Below are 18,204 nucleotides of genomic sequence, written 5' to 3' on the forward strand. Positions count from 1 at the left end.
TTTGACTAATTATTCACAAATGGATTTTTAAGCAAGTTCCTCACCGGCTCCACCAATGTATCAATGTCTCCGGCACCGATTGTAACCACAATATCCGTATTTAAACCGGCTAAAATCTTAATTATATTATCTTTACCTACAATTTGTTTGTCCTTTGCACTCACATTACGTAGTATTATTTCAGAAGTTACCCCCTCGATCGGCAGCTCTCTGGCAGGGTAGATCTCCATCAAAAGCAAACGGTCTGCGATGGACAGACTTTCGGCAAAACCCTCCGCAAAATCGCGCGTCCGGGTAAAAAGGTGCGGTTGAAATATGGCAGTGACATGTCTTCCCGGATACAAAGCTTTGACAGATGAAAGGAACGCCTCGATCTCGGCAGGGTGATGCGCATAATCGTCGATATAAACGTGAGCTGCCTCTTCCAGCTGATATTCAAAACGCCTTTTGACACCCTTATAACTCTCCAGTGCTTCTTTGATCTTCTCAGGGGCCACTCCCAGATACAAGGCAACCGCGCTCGCCCCGATGGAATTTTCGATGTTGTGATAGCCTGGTATTCTCATCGCGATCCCATCAATTGTCCCACCCGGATAGACCAGGTCAAACACAAATCTGGCATTCTCGATATGAACGTTTTCGGCATGGTAATCGCCGCTTTTCAGTGCATAGGTTGACACTTTGGCCTTGGTACTCGAAGCAATTTCCAGGCCGTCTTTCATGAAAAGTATCCCGTTATCGTCAATCTGGCTTACAAACTCCCGGAACGATTCCAGCACCGCTTCGTGCTTTCCATATATATCAAGATGGTCGGCATCCGTGGAAGTTACAATGGCAATTTCCGGAAAAAGAGTCAGGAATGAACGGTCAAATTCGTCGGCTTCCACCACACAAACCACCTCTTCCAGATTTTCCGTAGGTTCATTGAGCAACAGGTTCGTGCCGTAATTCTGGGTAATTCCTCCTAAAAAAGCAGTACTGTTTACGTTGGCATGACGCAGGATATGCGCAACCAGGGATGAAGTCGTAGTCTTTCCATGAGTTCCGGCTACCCCGACTGTCCTTAAATTTCGTGTCAACATCCCCAGCACCTGCGACCTCTTCAGAATCAGGAAATTCTGGTCCCGGAAATAATGCATCTGCTTGTGATGTACAGGCACGGCCGGTGTGTAAATGATTAAAGTTTGCTGAGGATCCGCTTTAAAATCTCCGGGAATGCTTCCAACTTCATCTTCGAGCGTCACCGGGATGTTTTCCTCAACCAGCTTCTGAACAAGCGGTGTCAACGTCTTGTCATATCCTGCCACGTGAAAACCATTTGCATTGAACCATCTGGCCAGCGCACTCATTCCGATCCCGCCGATCCCGACAAAATAAATATATTTCCAATTCGTCATAGAAGATGACATAAGCGTAAAATTCTGGGGTGTGTTATTTTATTAACTTAAATACTTCAGCAGCTATATCGTCAGCAGCTGTCGGCCTGGCAAGTTTTCTGATATTAATCTTAAGTTCTTGCTGTCTGGCCATGTCCTTTAATAATTCCAAAGCAGCCGGCACTAATGCATCTCGCGCCGTCGAATCTTTAATCAGGATAGCGGCATTTTGTTCCACAAGATTGAGCGCATTTTTTGTCTGATGGTCTTCCGACGCTGCAGGATACGGAACCAGCACCGAAGGTTTTCCCGCCAGGCATAGTTCCGAAACGGACAAAGCCCCTGCACGCGATACCACGACATCGGCTATTGCATAAGCAAGGTCCATGGTATATATAAAATCGAAAGCTCTCACACTATCAGTATTCAGCCCGGCTATGGTTGTCTTGGCGGTATCAATATATCCGTTTCCTGTTTGCCACAAAATCTGATAGCCTGCTGCAATTATTTCAGGTAAGCCCTTATTAATACTCTCATTGATCGACCGCGCACCAAGGCTGCCACCCATCACGAAAAGTGTCTTTTGATTTTCGTTTAACCCAAAATGAACCAATGCCTCTCTCCGCTTCGAGGACACATCCACAATGTCGCTTCTCACTGGATTTCCGAGCAGCGCAAGTTTATCCTTCGGGAAAAATGCCTCCATCCCCGGATATGCCACGCAGATTTTCTTTGCTCGTCTTGCAAGTAATTTATTAGTAATACCTGCATAAGAATTCTGCTCCTGGATCAATGTCGGTATACCGGCAAGGGAAGCCATCATTAACAAAGGCCCGCTGGCAAAACCACCTACTCCAACCGCAACGTCAGGTTTGAAATCTTTTATGATTGCTCTTGCCATGGAGAGGCTGCGGATGAGTTTAAAGGGAAATGAAAGATTATCCGCAGAGATTTCTCTTTTAATTCCCGCAACCGGCAGGCCGATAATATTATATCCTGCCCGGGGCACTTTTTCCATCTCCATTTTACCCAGAGCACCAACAAAAAGGATTTCGAGATCAGGTTCCCTTTGCTGCAATGCAGTCGCAATGGCAATGGCCGGGTAAATATGCCCGCCTGTTCCGCCTCCACTGATGATTACCCTCTTTGACATTTCTAAATTCGTTTCTCTTCGATCTTTTCCCCCCGGCTTACACTGAGGATCATTCCCATAGCTATTCCTGTAAAAATCAGCGAAGTACCACCCTGACTAAAAAAGGGTAGGGTTTGGCCCGTAACGGGAACTAAACCTACGGTCACAGCCATCGCAGAAAATGCCTGGCTAACCACGATAAATGTTAATCCTGCGGACAACAGACCGCCAAACGGTCGTTTCGTTGCCTCAATTGCTTTGAGCCCCCTGTATAAGAGGATCAGGTACAAAATAATGAGAATGGTGCCGCCCAATGTACCATATTCTTCGACAGCAACCGCAAAAATAAAGTCTTTCTGAGGCTCAGGGAGGAAACGCCTCTGCCGGCTTTTGGAAACGCCTTCACCATACAACCCGCCACGGGCCATTGCCATATAGGATTGCTGAGATTGATAAACAACTACATCCTTGTCAAAAAAAGCAGTGATCCTGTTCTGGGCAGTCCCGGACCTTTGGGTCGAATTCAAAAGAATAGCAATGGTAGCGAAGAAAACGAGCCCTAATGCAGTAAAAAGCAAATAATGCAAAGGAACTTTACCTACAAACATCAGCAGAAAACAAATACCTGCCAGCATAACAGCCGTCGATACATTACTTGTAAATATCAACCCGCATACCACTCCTACCAGTGCCAGTGGTTCCATAAAAAGCTCCCTGGTATTCCAGCCGCCCTTGATATGCCTTGCAAGAATAAGTGATAAGTGTGCGATCAAAGCCACTTTCGCCCATTCCGACGGCTGAAACCGCTGCCCTATAACTGGTATCTCGATCCATCGCGCAGCGTCATTAACGGATGTCCCGAAGAACATCGTAAAAACCAGCAAAAGGATCGAACTCCACACGGCCAGCCGGGTAACATACACAAATCGGATATAAGGAATACGGTGGACGAAGAACATCACCACCAATGAAACTACACATAAAAGAACATGCTTATAGAGGTAGTACTCAGTGTTACCGTCCATTTGGCTATATGCGTCTTTTACGCTTGCACTATATACTACCACAATACTCCAGAGAAGCATGATGATACAAATTCCCCAAATCCAGGGATCTCCTTTCAGGTTTCTGGCAAACCAGGCCTGCGTATCTTCTCTTAACTTTTGCAAGAAATCCATGTTGAATTACCGGTTACAAACTGATGTTATTGGGTATTAACGGCTCAACAGATTCCTGACGGCGGCTTTGAATTTATCACCTCTGTCTTCATAATTCTGAAACAGATCAAAACTCGCACAGGCGGGAGAAAGCAAAACAACATCCCCCGGAGTGCTCCATTCCTGCGCCTTATTTACCGCATCCTGAACATCCTGAGTGGTATAAATCTGAGGAACAATTCCCGAAAAGTAGTCCTTTAGTTTTTCAAAACTTTTACTCAGAACTATCAATCCCTTCACTTTATTTTTTACCAGGTCCTCAATCTGGCTATAATCATTCCCTTTATCAACTCCACCGGCAATCAGGATAACAGGCTGCTCAAAACTTCCCAAAGCATAAAAAACCGAATCTACGTTCGTTGCTTTGGAGTCGTTAATGTAAGTAACGCCGTTGATCTCCTCTACCTTCTCCAGCCGGTGGGGCGCGTTTGTAAAGGTCATCAAGCCCTTTCGTATATCTGTGCCGTCCACACCTACGAGCAGGGCGACCGATATAGCCGCCATTGCATTGATCGCGTTATGTGGCCCTTTGATAGGCAACTGGCCGAAATCCTGCTCTAAGCCAACTCCGTCAATTTCAGATTTCAAAATTCCATTATTCCAATATGAGCCTTCACTGAGCGTATCCGACAGCGAAATCGCCCATTTTCTAACCGGAGGGTTTCGCTTCTCCAAACCAGAAGCAATCACTTCACTGTCGCGGAAATAAACAAGCTGATCACTTCCGGTCTGATTGATGATGATATTGAATTTAGAGTTGATATAGTTTTCGAAATTATACCCGTAGCGATCCAGATGGTCCGGGGTAATATTCAGTAACACAGCTATGTCCGGCCGAAAACTCACAATATTATCCAGCTGAAAACTGCTTATTTCTAGCACATAGTAGTCAAAATCTTTTTCAGCCACCTGCCACGCAAAACTTTCACCAATATTACCGGCCAGCCCTACATGTAAGCCTGCGGTTTTCAGAAGATGGTAGGTGAGCAGTGTTGTGGTCGTTTTTCCGTTGCTCCCAGTGATTGCAATAAGCTTGGCGTCCGTGTAACGGGAGGCAAATTCGATTTCAGATATGACGGGAATTCCCTTTTCTTTTAAAGCCAGAATAAGCGGAACCGTATCCGGAATTCCTGGACTTTTTACGACAAGATCAGCTGCCAGGATCCGCTCTTCTGTATGTTGTCCATGCTCAAAAGAGATATCTCTGCTGGTCAAAATATCGCTATATTTTTGGTGCAACTGGCCGCGATCTGATAAAAAAACATCATATCCCCGGGATTTTGCAAGGATCGCAGCTCCGGCACCGCTCTCTCCTCCTCCCAAAACAATTACCTTTTTTTGCACAAGCATTAAATTAAACGTGGTAGAACCTGCATTGACTGCGAAGGTAAACTTTTCCGGAAAAAATATTTACTCCTGCCCTATATCTCCATAAAAAAAGAGGCATGTCGGTACATGCCTCTTTTTTGGTATTTATTTTTCTATGGATTTCAACTACTCCTTTTTCAAAGATTCTGAGATCCTTAGCCTGTTGGCAAGCTTAACAATTAAAAATATCACCCAGGCAATAATAACAAACTGAATTAACACCTGAATAAAGTTGCCGTATTTTACGGCCACTTCAGGCGTATCGCCTACTGCATCTTTCAAAACAATTTTCAGCTGCGTGAAATCCACACCGCCAATCAAAAGACCGAGGATGGGGTTGATTATATCTTCAACCAATGAAGTAGTAATTTTACCAAAAGCCGCACCGATGACAACACCGACAGCCAAATCAAGGACATTTCCTTTGGCAATGAACGTTTTGAACTCCTGAAGCATAACAAGTTGAGGTTAGTGAAATGGATTAAAAAGAGTATAAAAATCCTATACTGAGAGCCTGGGCGAACTGTACTTTATTGCTTTGATCATCATCATAAACTACAATCGCACCAAGATTGACATTTACAAATTTATTTATCTTGGCAGTCAGCATGGCATCCAGCCGGTTGTCTATATTCAAGGGGTGTTTGATGCTTGAATACATCAGATATCGGAATTTGAGGTTAACATTTTTTGCTATGTCCTTATCAAAGTTGGCGACAATCTGCATTAAAGCTGCCTCGGTTCTTATCCTCTTGCCAATCGGAACACCATAATTCTTCTGATCCGGTGTATTAACATACAAATCTGTGTCCACCACAATAGTCTGCCTCAAAGCTCCCGGTGCAAAATCCAGGAAAAAATAAGGGACGGGACGATATTCAATACCAATGGCCTCTGTGAGATAAGCAGGAGAGAGTATTCCGGAAACCTTTCTCTTGACATTTGCCGAATCAGGATTGGAGGAATATTCATATCCGGCACCAAACTGGGAAAGAAAGTTAATATTAGCAAACAAGCTCCATTTCTGTGTCAGTTCACGGTTGTATTTTGTGTCAAAAAAGATCCTGTCAACATTTTTTCTGCTTTGTTGCCCTTTGTTTCTGACAATACCATACTGCGACTGAAAATCATTCCTCCAGGCGTTCTTGCCGCGTTTAGTTTCATTGAGCGCATTAAAAAAAAGGCCGAGCGCCACTGAATTAACACCTCCGCCGGTCCAATTAGAGCTAAAAGAACCCTGATTCAAATTAGCGCCGAATTCAATCTTTTTCCAGGTTGTATCATTTGCTGTTTTGAGTTTTTCTTTATTCAACGAGTTGGTCAGATCAACATTATTCTGCCCAAAACCAGGAACAGCGATGACAAAAATTAAAAAGCATAGTAGGCCACGGCGAAGTTTTTCGTTCATTTTCAATTTATTTGGTGAAACGTTGAGTTAAAATACTGTTATTTCTGAAAGAATTGGGGAGAGCATTTCGAGGGTATATTTATATAAAGAGACGCGCTTCCAGATATCTTTTTCTCAGTTTTTCCCTGGATCTCATCAGGCGCATTTTTACCGCGCTCTCAGTAACCTTGAAAGTCAACGCTATATCCTTGATACTGAAATCATCCATGTATTTCATATACAAAAGTGCTTTTTCATCCAGGTTCAATTGTGTCAATGCGATTTTCAAACTCCTCATATCAATTTCATCAAGGTCGAAGATCGTATACATATCAAAATCATCAACAAAGTCGGCCGTTTCTCCGTGAACAGTTATGATCCGCCTTTTATTAGATCTTAACAGATCCATGCAATGGTTGTAAGTGATTGAAAACAACCATGTTGAAAATTTGGCATCTTTCTTAAACGAGTTCATTTTACCGATCAGCTTAAGAAAAACATCATGGGTAACATCCTCCGCTCCGGACGCATCTTTGATCAGTGCAACGCACTTCTGATAAACCTTAAAGGAATATCTTTCATATAATTTCTCGAAATAACGGTTGTCCTGAGATTCCAGGAAGAGTTTTACAAGTTCTTCGTCCGTCGAATTATGCCAGGCGTAATTGTCTGTTGATGTTGTAACCATTCTGATATCAAAAGATCACTGATAGTGTGCGAAAAATTAAATAACGATCTTAATTTTCGTAAATATTAAAAAACAACGCCTGGTATACAAATGTATACCAGGCGTTGTCAGGAATATTTTGTTAGGCTTAACTACTAAGCACCAATAGCAATACGCTTAAATGACGTAACTGTGAGCCCTTTCGCTGTTTTTTCAAGCAACTGGCGAATCGTCAGAGAAGAATCTTTTACAAACTCCTGATTCAACAAAGTATTGTCTTTGTAAAACTTCTGAAGTTTTCCCTGAGCAATTTTTTCAAGCATCGCTTCTGGCTTGCCTTCCGCTCTTGCCTGCTCTTTACCCACTTCAATTTCACGCTCAACAGTTGCAGAATCAACTTCATCCTTATCCAAAGCGATAGGTTTCATGGCAGCAATCTGCATTGCTACGTCTTTACCAAGCTCGGTAACGTCAGTTCCGTTTACTCCTCCAAACGCTACCAATACGCCCAATTTACCATTTGAGTGGATGTAAGGGACAACCTGATCAGCAGTTACATTTTCGTAGGCAGTGATTTCAAGTTTTTCGCCCAGCTTGCCAACCAGATCAACGATATGCTCGCTAACAGGACGGCCATCTGCCAAAGGAGAAGAAAGCAAAGTTTCTTTATCAGAAATATTGTCTGCAACTGCTTTGTCAAGAATGCTTTGCGCAAGATTCTTGAAATCCTCGACATTGGAAACCGGTTCAGTTTCGCAAGCCAATGCAACCAGTTTTCCGTTTGTTCCGTCTTCGCTGATTTTAACCAAAACCGTTCCTTCGGACACAGCGTTATCTGCACGTTTGGCAGCTACTTTCTGACCTTGTTTACGTAGAATATCAACGGCCTTGTCAAAATCACCATCAGCTTCCTGAAGTGCTTTTTTACAATCCATCATGCCCGCGCCAGTCATTTGGCGGAGTTTGTTTACATCTTGTGCGGTAATTGCCATGATTTGCTTTAATATGATTTAATATTATTTTGAATGAAAACGACCTTTACTATTGCATTATCAAATAGTTATGAAATCCGTTTTCCAATTGAATTTTAAAAAACTGTAGCCCATAGCAAAAAGGCTATGGGCTACTTTTATCTGTCAGACAGGAAAGGTTACTGGAACCAAGTCCATATCGCCCTAATTACTCTTCATCAACAGCACTTGTCTCTTCTGCTACTTCCGCACGTGGTGCAGGAGCCGCTTCTTCACCGCCTTTGTCAACCTGACGTTTGGCTTCTTCTTCTTCTACAAGGCGCTGATCGTCTTTATCTTGCTTGCGTTCCATCAAACCTTCTTCGATCGCTTTTCCGATAGCCAAAGTGATCAATGAGATAGCCTTGTAAGCATCGTCATTACTTGGGATCGGGAAGTCAACCAGTTCAGGGTTTGAGTTGGTGTCACAGATTGCAAAGATGGGTATGTTCAATCTTTTTGCTTCTGCAACTGCAATGTGCTCGCGTTTTACATCAACGATGAAAAGGGCAGCAGGAAGACGGGTCAGGTCAGCTACACCACCTAACACTCTTTCCAGTTTATCCTTTTCACGTGTAAGCATCAGGCGTTCTCTCTTCGCTATATTGCTAACCGTGGTTTCGTCTTTAAGCATCTTCTCAAGAGTCTGCATTTTTTTCAAAGACTTGCGAATTGTGCCGAAGTTTGTAAGCATACCACCTAACCAGCGATCAGTCACGTAAGGCATTTTAAGGCGTTTCGCCTCTTCCGTTACGATTTCCTGAGCTTGTTTTTTAGTAGCAACAAACATGATCTTACGTCCTGAACGAACGATCTGCTTCAAAGCGGCCTCAGCCTGATCGATGCAGCTCAAAGTTTTGTTCAGGTCAATGATGTGGATACCGTTCTTCTCCATGAAGATGTATGGAGCCATACGTGGATCCCACTTGCGGGTAAGGTGACCAAAGTGGACACCTGCATCCAATAGTTCTTTATATTCTAATTGTGCCATTACAGATTAATGTTAGAATGTTTTTTTTGAAATTACGCAGCACGAAGCATCGGGCACGATAAGCTACGTCTGGACAATTTTTTGTCATTAGTTGCGGTCCGCCGCGCGGTCATTTGTCGTCGCTTATTGTCAGGTCTTGTTTTAAGATGGAAAACAGTAAATGACGATATCTGACCATCAATGACCAAAAGTGACGGTTTGATATTAACGTTTCGAGAACTGGAATCTCTTACGAGCCTTAGCGCGTCCGTATTTCTTACGTTCAACCATTCGAGGGTCACGGGTAAGGAATCCTTCTTTTTTCAACGCCCCACGGAATTCTCCGTTATATTCGCAAAGCGCACGTGAAACAGCCATACGGATTGCTTCCGCCTGTCCTGATATACCGCCGCCTCTTACATTCACTTTAAGATCATAACCATTGCCTCCGCTGATGACGGCAAAAGGCTGCTGAAGAACGATCTGGTGAACTTCGAAAGGGAAATATTCTTTGTAATCGCGTCCGTTTACCTTGATATCTCCTTTGCCTGGCGTCATATAGATACGGGCCACAGCTGTTTTTCTTCTACCTATTGTGTTGATAACTTCCATGAATTACAACTGGATTTCTTTTGGTTGTTGAGCGCTGTGCGGATGTTCTGCAGCAGCATATACAAACAGATTAGTAAACAAACGACGTCCCAAACGATTTTTTGGAAGCATACCTCTTACTGCTTTCTCAATCACACGCTCTGGGTGTTTTTCGAGCAACTCACGGGGAGTTTGAAAACGTTGACCTCCCGGATAGCCAGTGTGACGAACATAGATTTTGTCGGTCATCTTCTTTCCTGTCAACTTAATTTTGTCGGCGTTGATAATGATAACATTATCACCACAGTCCACATGAGGAGTGTAACTTGCCTTGTGCTTGCCTCTGATAATTTTAGCAACTTCACTGGCCAAACGACCTAAAATTGCATCCTGAGCATCCACAACAACCCACTCCTTGTTCACTGTGTTTTTGTTCGCCGAGATGGTTTTGTAGCTTAACGTATCCACGATTAACAAAAAATTTAATTGATTTTCAATAATTTACACTGTAACAAGACAGTCCCATCGCAAAATGGGAGTGCAAATATAGAGTTTAACAAATTGAATTACAAGTATGTCTAAGATATTTCGGCATCCGGACCGCATTGGAGAGGATTGTCCGGGTGCTCATCTCTGCTATTTTGGCAGGCATACCTTTATTTACTCAAACAAACGGAAACACAACGCCACGTAAGGTATCGAATAAACATTCGAAAACCGCCGCTGACGGTTATCAAGATAAACGGGGCTATTCTCCACGGATTTGGTGGTATAAGCTTGCCTGCCATATATGTAAGCCAGCTTTATCCCAACTTTCTTTGTGATCCAAATCCTCGCATAAATTTCCGATTGCCCGCTGTGCCTCCGCAGAAGAAGTGGAAGCAGGTTCAAATTGGCGGGCATTGTGGAGACATACTTATTATAATATGCAGATCCTATACCGGTAGTGTCTGCCGTGTTTTTCCGATAAATAGCGCGCCGGGCTGATCCGTAAGCCAGATTACCAAGATCTGTGCTAGCTCCGAAGTTCACCCTCCCGAATTTCAAATTTACGCCCAAAACAAACCCTATACCATTGGAAGAAAGCGCATTATATTGAAGTGTGTCTCTCGGAAAATCTGTTTTTTGCGAAAAAAGCTCCGAATTCCCGGCATAATATCCCCATGCCCTGATACCCAGCATAGCCTGCAGCCATGGCATTCCACGCACGCCGAGCTCTTCGTGATAAGTGATCCCCGGCGTCCATGATTTGCCTCTCAACCCGGCCCCCACATCAATTCCGGCACCGGAACTAAGCTGATACTGCCCCTGGGATGTCGTAAATTTCAAAATCATGATAGTAAACAAAGCTAATTGTATCGTTTTCATAGAATTAAATGATATTATTGACTTTTGACAAAAACCACTCGCTCCACAAGCGAAATGTCATTTAGACGTCGGCTTTTGAAAAAGTCACACTGAAAATCATTTTTCCTAAATCTCTTTAACAAATAAGTATCCTTTCAGATGAAGAACATTCGCCCACTTCCCAGCTTACCTGCACTACTGATGCTGCTCGCATTGTTTTTTTTAAACGGCCCTGCACCCCGGGCACAGGGATTTGAAATGCTTTCCTTCAAACCTCTTTTCAATGGTAAAAATCTCGATGGCTGGGTCGACGTGAATACATCCAAGGAGACCTGGAAAGTAAAAAATGGCACATTAATATGCTCCGGGAAGCCTATAGGGGTAATGCGCTCCGATCGCCAATATGAAAATTTCATATTAGAGGTAGAATGGAAACACATGGAGGCAGGCGGCAATTCCGGCATTTTTGTATGGAGCGAAGGCACGCCGCAGGAACACGATCCGCTTACAAAAGCCATAGAAGTGCAAATGCTGGAACTCGACTATGCAAGGCAGCACAACGCAACGGATGACTATGTTCACGGAGAACTTTTCCCAACGATGGGCATGACGGCCGTTCCTGATAACCCGAGGGGTATCAGGAGCAAATCCATTGAAAAGAGATGTAAAGGAAAAGGCGAGTGGAACAAGTATGTGGTGGTTTGTGTAGACGGAACGGTCAAGCTGTCGGTCAATGGAAAATTCGTCAACGGGCTCCGTGGGTCAGAACGCAAAAAGGGATATATATGCCTGGAGGCCGAGGGTGCTGAAATTCATTTTCGGAATATGCGTATACTTGAACTGCCTTCCGGCGTGACGAGTGCCGAGCAAACCGCTCCTTTGGTAAATTGATTTGTAGAGCTGGCATTCCGATCATAAATTGAGGACATATTTATTTTCTCCTGTATGAAAATCTCATTTATTGGTTCAGGAAATGTGGCCTGGCATCTCGCACAGGCTTTCGAGGATGCCGGACACTGGATTTGTGAAATATACAGCCGCGACACGCAGAAAGCCCGCCAGCTGGCATCTTATCTGTATGATACCAATATTCAGCCCGATCTTAATTTCTCTGAAAGCGAGGCGGATGTGATCGTTATAGCCGTCACCGACGATGCGATCGAAAGTATTATCGAGAGGGTCGTTTTACCTGAGGGCGTTATCCTTGTTCACACTTCCGGTGCGAAATCACTGGCGGATTTTCAGAACCTGATTGAAATTTACAGCGACGTATATGTCCATACCGGTGTTTTTTACCCGCTGCAGACTTTTACAAAAGGCGTGGAAATGGATTATACAGAATTGCCGTTTTGTATTGAGTCAAAAAACGAGCTAATTGAAAACAAGCTTCTGCAACTTGCCCAGAGCGTGAGCAATAATGTCAGCCGTATGGATTCAGATGAAAGGTTCATCCTTCATGTAGCGGCCGTTTTTGCGAGTAATTTCACAAATTACCTGCTGGGTATTTCCCACGCTTTGCTCGAACATGAGCAACTGAATTTTGATCTGCTCAAACCGCTCATCCGAACTACGATTGAAAAAGCTTTGCAGTCCGATGATCCGGCCCTCGGGCAAACCGGCCCCGCACGGCGCGGAGACTGGAAGACCACCGCACATCATCTCGAATACCTGCAGGAAACAAACTCCGACTGGACCGAAATTTACAGGCTCATGACTGACAAAATAAGAAACCTGCACATCTCTAAATAGTGATTTTGCTCGCTCTGAAAAAAGTTAGGCTATATTTGCAAGAACCACAATTTTATCATGCATGGATTCTAAACTGGCAGACCGTTTTAAACGTATCACCACTTTTATTTTCGATATCGATGGTGTAATGACTGATGGAAGCGTGATTGCGCTCGAAAGCGGAGAACAACCCCGGATTTTCAATGTGAAAGACGGATATGGTATCAACCGCGCGATCAGAATGGGGTACAAAGTAGCTATTATATCCGCCCAAAATCAGGTTGGCGTCCGCAGACGTCTGGAATATCTCGGTGTTTCCGATATTTTCATCGGTACTTCTCCCGATGGCAAGCTGCCTGTTTTCAAAAAATATCTGGCCGAGACCGGCCTTTCCGAAGACGAAATCGTATTCATGGGCGACGATCTGCCTGATTACGAAGTCATGCGCACGTCGGTACTTGCTGCCTGCCCTGCCGATTCAGTTGAGGAAATCCTGGAACTATCCGATTACATATCCCCTAAAAAAGGCGGTCATGGCGCAGTTCGCGATCTGATCGAGCAGGTAATGAAGGTTCAGGGAAAATGGATGAGTTGGTTTGAGTAAAACGAGGGAAACATCCCGAGCAGAATTAGTGGAAAAAAAGCGTTACTTCCCAAACCTGAATGGCATCCGGTGCATTGCAGCTCTCTTAGTGGTTTTTCATCATCTGGAACAGGCTAAACATGCTTTGGGAATTCCGAATTTCTATGAATTACCGATTGTACAGCACGCGGGACGACTAGGTGTAGGGCTGTTTTTTGTCCTGAGCGGCTTTTTGATCACTTATTTACTGCTGGAAGAAAGAGGCCGGTTCGGGAACGTTGATACCGGAAAATTCTATCTGCGCAGGATTTTTCGCATCTGGCCCATCTATTTTTTGATCATCGGACTGTCTTTTCTAGTATTTCCGCACATCAGCTTAATGGATTTTCCAGGCACTGATGAAAAGTTGCAGGTACACGCGGCCGAAAGACTCACGCTACTTCTATTGGTTTTACCAAATTTTGCATTCGTCCTTTATGATCTGCCCTACTGGTGCGCCCAAACCTGGTCAATTGGGGTGGAAGAGCAATTCTACTACCTGTGGCCCTGGCTGATCAAATATCCTAAAAAACGTATCCCGATACTTATTTTCTTTCTGGCAATTACTGCTGCAATTCTCCTCCTCGGCCTTGAGTTGGTTGATGTTTCCGAAGAGACGAGAAGTACGATGATCAGTACCTTTCTGGGCCAGTTCAGAATACAGACAATGGCGCTGGGCGGACTTTGCGCGTGGCTGGTATACAATCAGAAAACTCATATCCTGGACTTTATTTTCAGAAAGGATGTACAGGTTATTGCTTATCTGATCCTGCTTGTCCTATTCTTTTCAGGCGTGCATTTCACAGGATTCCTGGAAGTATATGCCGTTTTCTTTGCGTTTTTTGTCTTAAATGTTTCCTGCAATCCCGATACGCTGATCAGTCTGGAGAATCCGTTTATGCATCATATCGGTAAAATCTCCTATGGATTATATCTCTACCACGTAGCGGTCATTGTACTGGTAATCAACCTATTGATCACCTTTTCTCCTGAATGGGGAGGACCGGTTTACCAAATCGTGCTTTATGTTCTAAGCGTTGCAGCATCCGTTTTGGTTGCCACTTTGTCGTACAATTATATCGAAAAACCGCTGCTGGCCTTTAAGGACAAGCGTTTCGGACGCTAACAACCTCAGCTCCCTAGTTTTCAGGAAGTTCGGACATGGTATAGAATTTCAGATTTTTCCGGTTCGCTTCTTTCAATATTTTCTCAAGAAACGCCACCTTGAATCCATACTCGCCATTATTCGGAGAACCGTACAAAGGTTCATGGCCAAATAGCATCAATGCCGAGCCCGTATTTTTTGCCTTTTCAATTGCATCATTGATTTCTCGCTCTGTAATACCCGAGTCGGTATCGATCAGCAGAGCATCTACAAGTTTTTCTTTTTTAAACCCGTAAAATATCCAATCCATCACTCTGGGCGCAATCGTATAAACGGGTATTCCATAAATTTTACGTCTGGAAATCGCTACATCCCGCAGGATTTCGAACCCGTTCGCAAACAGCACTGAGTCGACCTGGTCATTGTGATTACCACCGGGATGCGCATAGGATTTTGGATAAAAACCGGCCTTTTTCATTGCGTCTTTACCCGGATAGATTTCTGTGGCAGCGTACTTTTCCGGCCCCAATGCCTTGATCAGTTCGGTAGATTTGCCGTGAATAGTCCCGTGAAAACCAATTTCATGCCCATCTCTTTCAAGCTGTTTTAATTTAGAGATCTCCTCCGCAGAAAGGCTATCGCTGCATGTGACGAAGAAGGTAACTTTCGCATTATATTTTTGGAACAAGGGTCGCAACGCATACCATTCATTAATAAAACGGTCGTCAAAAGAAATGGCTACGCCGCTTTTTTCGTGGTTAACCGTCTCCTGTCCGCACCCCAGAAATAGAAAGAAGAAAGTTAGTTTTGATACAAAAATGAATACAGGCCTGTTCGCTGAATATTTCAATACTTCCCGGATGAAATGTTATTTTCGCTAAATTAATCACACAAAATGAAAATTCTCCACACGGCCGACTGGCATATTGGTAAAAGGCTTGATAACTACTCCCGCCTGGAAGAACAGCGGCTCGTGCTGGACGAAATCTGTGTAATTGCAGAACAGGAAAAGGTTGACGCGGTGATAGTGGCGGGCGATCTTTTCGACAATTTCAATCCTTCTTCAGAAGCTACGGAATTGTTATACAGCACTTTGCACCGCCTTTCCGCAAATGGAAGCAGGGCCGTAGTGGCCATCGCAGGCAATCACGATTCTCCCGAACGGATTCAGGTTCCTGATGCGCTGGCAAAAGTTTGCGGGATTATTTTTGTAGGCTTTCCTAATACTGAAATAAGCCCGTTCTGTACACAGGGAAAAGTAGAAATCATACGCTCTGCCAAAGGTTTTATAGAACTGAGTCTGCCCAATTCGGACGTTCCGTTGCGGATTTTACATACACCTTATGCCAATGAACAACGCCTTAAAACTTTCCTCGGTATTGAAGATTCCGAAGAAGCATTGCGGATTAATTTACAAAATCACTGGCAGGAACTGGCCGACCTGTATCTGGATAACGAAGGTTTCAATTTACTGGCCACGCATCTTTTTGTAATGCAAAAAGGCGGACCTATGCCCGAAGAACCAGACGATGAGCGCCCTATTCTTCACATAGGAGGCGCACAGGCTATCTTTACTGAAAACTTCCCAAAACAAGTACATTACGTCGCGTTGGGACACCTGCACAGATATCAGGTTATTGATAAAAATCCTGCGCCGGTCATCTATTCCAGCAGTCCGCTTGCTTATAGTTTTTCAGAGGCCAATCAGTCCAAATATGTAGTTTTGATCGAAGCAGAGGCCGGGAAGCTGATCAGTTACCGACCGATTGAACTGTTAAGAGGCAAAAAGCTGAGGCGTAAAAATTTCGATAATATTGACGACGCAATTGCCTGGCTGCATGAACATTCCGACGACCTGATCGAGCTAACGATTGTATCCGATAACTACCTGGAAGCAGCTGACAAAAAACGGTTGACCGAAGCACATTCCGGGATCATACAGATCATTCCGCAAATCAAAAAAAGCGAGCTGGCAGAAACTAGCGCAGAAATAGATTTATCTCTCAGTATCGAAAAACTGTTTCTGGAGTATTTTAAAACCAAAAACAAAGGTCAGCAGCCTTCGGAAGGGCTTATGGAGGTCTTCAGGGAAGTGCTGGGGACGGAAGAGGAATCTTAAAAAATTGTATTACGATTCAATATCGCCAATTCAATCCTTTTTCGAATCTGGCTGGATGTCAGTTTTATTTTCATTTTTGGAGGATCCAGTTCGGGGTCTATGTCATCAAAGTACGAAAGCGATTTTAACGCGATTACAGCATTCATATGGGGATATTTCGTTTCAAAAAACGAAATGATTTGATTGAGACTGAAATGCTCTAGAAGAAAATATACATCTACGAAATCCTTCAAGCGTTTACCCGAGTTGACAATGGCATTTAGCTTCATCGCCGAAATATCCTGGGCTGATAAAAATGTAATTCCTTCTTCTGTTCTTGCAGGTTTTATCAAAGGATAATCATGACGTACAAAATTGGTCTTGACGTCATTGATAAAAGTGAAAAGACTGTTTATATTTCTTTTGGATGAGACCTCCACATGGAAGCGGGGTTGTAAAAATTCAATTATCTCATCCGTTACAAACTCCTTCGTAGTAAAAAGATCGATATCAATAGAATTACGATGCCCAATCTGCAGAGCAAGTGAGGTTCCTCCAACAAGGTAAAAGTCGCTAAGTCCAGGGGTTGCCTGAAGTTGCTGAATAAGCTCAAAAGTGTGCGGGTCAATTATAAATGGATCTTTATTCAGCATTTACAAAATCTGAATTGATGAATAGCCTTGAAAAATGCTTGTCTCTTTCTTCTAGCTGCGAGGACCAATCGATGGTTTCTAAAATCTGTTCTTTTGAATAATATTGGATCATTTCCCGCCAATTATTAAGGTCGCCTCGCTCCAACACCCGTTCAATTACAATTCTATATGATTTCCTGAAATTGAAATGATCATAGTCAAATTCCCAGAGCAGTCGGGCTGGGATATTTGGTCTGTCAGGTTTTTTCATACAATCAGCTATTGATGTGTGTTGTAAATTTACATTAATCCTTATTACACGCAATTGAAAAGAGACTGAGGATAAAACAAAAGCGACAAACAATCCTCAGATTGTTTGTCGCTTAATACTCGAATAGCTTTCCGATCAGCTTGCGCGTCTCAGTTTCGCTTCAATGGTTTGCTGTGTATGTGGTACAATCCTCAATCTTTCTTTCGGGATGAGCTTGCCGGTGTCAATGCAAATTCCGTACGTTCCGTTTTTAATGCGTACCAATGCATTTTCCAACTGTATGGAATATTTCTGTAGCCTGGCAGCCAATTGGCTCAAATTTTCACGTTCGCTTGCATCTGCTCCGTCTTCCACAAGCTTAGCCGAACCAGCCGTTATATCAGTGCCACTATCGTTCTTCTTACTCAGACCTCCTTTGATATAATTAAGTTCACTCATTGTTGCTTCCAGTTTTCCACGAATGAGTTCTTCAAATTCTTTTAGTTCTTCTTCTGAATACCTGGTCCGTTCTTCTTGCATAATCTTAATTGATTTTTCGTGAATCTCTATTAAGGGGAGGCTTTAAAATACAAAAATAGTAGTATTTCTGCTTATTTGGAACATTATATAAAAGATAAGACCCTTTCTTACCGGAAAGCAGGCTGCCAAATAAAAAGCCATTACCCGACAAGGGAAATGGCTTC

General features: G+C 43.5%; 21 protein-coding genes. 5 read left to right on the top strand and 16 right to left on the bottom strand.

All coding sequences use genetic code 11. The features are described from left to right. Positions 1-5: 5 nt before the first annotated feature. From murC to FBF61_RS24450, 12 genes are all read right to left on the bottom strand, one after another. Positions 6-1,397, bottom strand: a complete 1,392-nt coding sequence (murC, locus tag FBF61_RS24395; RefSeq protein WP_205748315.1) for a UDP-N-acetylmuramate--L-alanine ligase — start codon at positions 1,395-1,397, stop codon at positions 6-8. Positions 1,398-1,431: 34 nt separating this feature from the next. Further along, the gene (gene murG / locus FBF61_RS24400) at positions 1,432-2,529 is read right to left on the bottom strand and encodes an undecaprenyldiphospho-muramoylpentapeptide beta-N-acetylglucosaminyltransferase (protein ID WP_138482248.1); all 1,098 of its coding nucleotides are present in this window, start codon (positions 2,527-2,529) and stop codon (positions 1,432-1,434) included. A 2-nt stretch (positions 2,530-2,531) separates the two neighbouring features. Continuing rightward, complete coding sequence (locus FBF61_RS24405; RefSeq protein ID WP_138482250.1) at positions 2,532-3,686, bottom strand: FtsW/RodA/SpoVE family cell cycle protein; 1,155 nt, start codon at positions 3,684-3,686, stop codon at positions 2,532-2,534. 36 nt (positions 3,687-3,722) lie between these two features. After that, positions 3,723-5,075: a UDP-N-acetylmuramoyl-L-alanine--D-glutamate ligase gene (gene murD, locus FBF61_RS24410; RefSeq protein WP_138482252.1), complete on the bottom strand. Its 1,353-nt coding sequence runs from the start codon at positions 5,073-5,075 to the stop codon at positions 3,723-3,725. 144 nt (positions 5,076-5,219) lie between these two features. Then, a complete protein-coding gene (gene mscL, locus FBF61_RS24415; protein WP_138482254.1) occupies positions 5,220-5,549 on the bottom strand; it encodes a large-conductance mechanosensitive channel protein MscL in 330 nt (109 codons plus the stop codon). Between the two features lie 25 nt (positions 5,550-5,574). After that, positions 5,575-6,501, bottom strand: a complete 927-nt coding sequence (locus FBF61_RS24420) for a DUF3078 domain-containing protein (RefSeq protein ID WP_138482256.1) — start codon at positions 6,499-6,501, stop codon at positions 5,575-5,577. A gap of 79 nt (positions 6,502-6,580) precedes the next feature. After that, on the bottom strand, positions 6,581-7,168 hold the full coding sequence (locus tag FBF61_RS24425) for an RNA polymerase sigma factor (protein WP_138482258.1): 588 nt from the start codon (positions 7,166-7,168) through the stop codon (positions 6,581-6,583). Positions 7,169-7,302: 134 nt separating this feature from the next. Then, positions 7,303-8,139: a translation elongation factor Ts gene (gene tsf / locus FBF61_RS24430; RefSeq protein ID WP_138482261.1), complete on the bottom strand. Its 837-nt coding sequence runs from the start codon at positions 8,137-8,139 to the stop codon at positions 7,303-7,305. Positions 8,140-8,326: 187 nt separating this feature from the next. After that, a complete protein-coding gene (gene rpsB / locus FBF61_RS24435) occupies positions 8,327-9,148 on the bottom strand; it encodes a 30S ribosomal protein S2 (RefSeq protein WP_138482263.1) in 822 nt (273 codons plus the stop codon). A gap of 204 nt (positions 9,149-9,352) precedes the next feature. After that, entirely contained in the window at positions 9,353-9,739 is a 387-nt protein-coding gene (gene rpsI / locus FBF61_RS24440) for a 30S ribosomal protein S9 (RefSeq protein ID WP_026631735.1), read from the bottom strand. Between the two features lie 3 nt (positions 9,740-9,742). After that, positions 9,743-10,186 (bottom strand): 50S ribosomal protein L13, encoded by a 444-nt coding sequence (rplM, locus tag FBF61_RS24445; protein ID WP_138482265.1) that lies wholly within the window; start codon positions 10,184-10,186, stop codon positions 9,743-9,745. 192 nt (positions 10,187-10,378) lie between these two features. Next, the gene (locus FBF61_RS24450) at positions 10,379-11,086 is read right to left on the bottom strand and encodes a hypothetical protein (protein WP_138482267.1); all 708 of its coding nucleotides are present in this window, start codon (positions 11,084-11,086) and stop codon (positions 10,379-10,381) included. 138 nt (positions 11,087-11,224) lie between these two features. Between FBF61_RS24450 and FBF61_RS24455 the strand changes: the two genes are divergently transcribed. From FBF61_RS24455 to FBF61_RS24470, 4 genes are all read left to right on the top strand, one after another. Continuing rightward, a complete protein-coding gene (locus FBF61_RS24455; protein ID WP_138482269.1) occupies positions 11,225-11,956 on the top strand; it encodes a 3-keto-disaccharide hydrolase in 732 nt (243 codons plus the stop codon). A 54-nt stretch (positions 11,957-12,010) separates the two neighbouring features. Next, a complete protein-coding gene (locus FBF61_RS24460; protein ID WP_138482271.1) occupies positions 12,011-12,814 on the top strand; it encodes a Rossmann-like and DUF2520 domain-containing protein in 804 nt (267 codons plus the stop codon). Positions 12,815-12,875: 61 nt separating this feature from the next. Further along, positions 12,876-13,397 (top strand): KdsC family phosphatase, encoded by a 522-nt coding sequence (locus tag FBF61_RS24465; protein WP_138482273.1) that lies wholly within the window; start codon positions 12,876-12,878, stop codon positions 13,395-13,397. 28 nt (positions 13,398-13,425) lie between these two features. Next, positions 13,426-14,541: an acyltransferase family protein gene (locus FBF61_RS24470; protein ID WP_229215199.1), complete on the top strand. Its 1,116-nt coding sequence runs from the start codon at positions 13,426-13,428 to the stop codon at positions 14,539-14,541. Between the two features lie 13 nt (positions 14,542-14,554). Here FBF61_RS24470 and FBF61_RS24475 read toward each other — a convergent pair whose 3' ends face one another. Continuing rightward, positions 14,555-15,370 (bottom strand): polysaccharide deacetylase family protein, encoded by an 816-nt coding sequence (locus FBF61_RS24475; RefSeq protein ID WP_229215200.1) that lies wholly within the window; start codon positions 15,368-15,370, stop codon positions 14,555-14,557. Positions 15,371-15,415: 45 nt separating this feature from the next. On the opposite strand from FBF61_RS24475, the gene FBF61_RS24480 reads away from it, so the two are divergent. Then, complete coding sequence (locus tag FBF61_RS24480) at positions 15,416-16,639, top strand: metallophosphoesterase family protein (RefSeq protein ID WP_138482279.1); 1,224 nt, start codon at positions 15,416-15,418, stop codon at positions 16,637-16,639. Here FBF61_RS24480 and FBF61_RS24485 read toward each other — a convergent pair. The 3 genes from FBF61_RS24485 to FBF61_RS24495 form a co-directional block, all read right to left on the bottom strand. Further along, positions 16,636-17,271: a nucleotidyl transferase AbiEii/AbiGii toxin family protein gene (locus FBF61_RS24485; RefSeq protein WP_138482281.1), complete on the bottom strand. Its 636-nt coding sequence runs from the start codon at positions 17,269-17,271 to the stop codon at positions 16,636-16,638. The genes FBF61_RS24480 and FBF61_RS24485 overlap by 4 nt on opposite strands. After that, positions 17,261-17,521 carry a DUF6922 domain-containing protein gene (locus FBF61_RS24490; protein ID WP_138482284.1) on the bottom strand — a complete coding sequence of 87 codons (261 nt, stop codon included), beginning with the start codon at positions 17,519-17,521 and terminating at the stop codon, positions 17,261-17,263. The genes FBF61_RS24485 and FBF61_RS24490 overlap by 11 nt, the downstream gene beginning before the upstream one ends. 135 nt (positions 17,522-17,656) lie before the next feature. After that, positions 17,657-18,043, bottom strand: a complete 387-nt coding sequence (locus tag FBF61_RS24495) for a TraR/DksA family transcriptional regulator (protein ID WP_138482286.1) — start codon at positions 18,041-18,043, stop codon at positions 17,657-17,659. Positions 18,044-18,204 lie beyond the last annotated feature (161 nt).

The organism is Dyadobacter bucti, assembly GCF_005869225.1.
GTDB classification, from domain to species: Bacteria; Bacteroidota; Bacteroidia; order Cytophagales; family Spirosomataceae; genus Dyadobacter; species Dyadobacter bucti.

Coding starts and splice junctions, on each gene's coding strand:
- FBF61_RS24490 (WP_138482284.1), bottom strand. CDS start 17,521: ATGAAAAAACCTGACAGACCAAATATCCCAGCCCGACTGCTCTGGGAA.
- FBF61_RS24485 (WP_138482281.1), bottom strand. CDS start 17,271: ATGCTGAATAAAGATCCATTTATAATTGACCCGCACACTTTTGAGCTT.
- rpsI (WP_026631735.1), bottom strand. CDS start 9,739: ATGGAAGTTATCAACACAATAGGTAGAAGAAAAACAGCTGTGGCCCGT.
- rpsB (WP_138482263.1), bottom strand. CDS start 9,148: ATGGCACAATTAGAATATAAAGAACTATTGGATGCAGGTGTCCACTTT.
- murC (WP_205748315.1), bottom strand. CDS start 1,397: ATGACGAATTGGAAATATATTTATTTTGTCGGGATCGGCGGGATCGGA.
- FBF61_RS24460 (WP_138482271.1), top strand. CDS start 12,011: ATGAAAATCTCATTTATTGGTTCAGGAAATGTGGCCTGGCATCTCGCA.
- FBF61_RS24450 (WP_138482267.1), bottom strand. CDS start 11,086: ATGAAAACGATACAATTAGCTTTGTTTACTATCATGATTTTGAAATTT.
- tsf (WP_138482261.1), bottom strand. CDS start 8,139: ATGGCAATTACCGCACAAGATGTAAACAAACTCCGCCAAATGACTGGC.
- murD (WP_138482252.1), bottom strand. CDS start 5,075: ATGCTTGTGCAAAAAAAGGTAATTGTTTTGGGAGGAGGAGAGAGCGGT.
- murG (WP_138482248.1), bottom strand. CDS start 2,529: ATGTCAAAGAGGGTAATCATCAGTGGAGGCGGAACAGGCGGGCATATT.
- FBF61_RS24420 (WP_138482256.1), bottom strand. CDS start 6,501: ATGAACGAAAAACTTCGCCGTGGCCTACTATGCTTTTTAATTTTTGTC.
- FBF61_RS24405 (WP_138482250.1), bottom strand. CDS start 3,686: ATGGATTTCTTGCAAAAGTTAAGAGAAGATACGCAGGCCTGGTTTGCC.
- FBF61_RS24455 (WP_138482269.1), top strand. CDS start 11,225: ATGAAGAACATTCGCCCACTTCCCAGCTTACCTGCACTACTGATGCTG.
- FBF61_RS24480 (WP_138482279.1), top strand. CDS start 15,416: ATGAAAATTCTCCACACGGCCGACTGGCATATTGGTAAAAGGCTTGAT.
- FBF61_RS24465 (WP_138482273.1), top strand. CDS start 12,876: ATGGATTCTAAACTGGCAGACCGTTTTAAACGTATCACCACTTTTATT.
- mscL (WP_138482254.1), bottom strand. CDS start 5,549: ATGCTTCAGGAGTTCAAAACGTTCATTGCCAAAGGAAATGTCCTTGAT.
- FBF61_RS24425 (WP_138482258.1), bottom strand. CDS start 7,168: ATGGTTACAACATCAACAGACAATTACGCCTGGCATAATTCGACGGAC.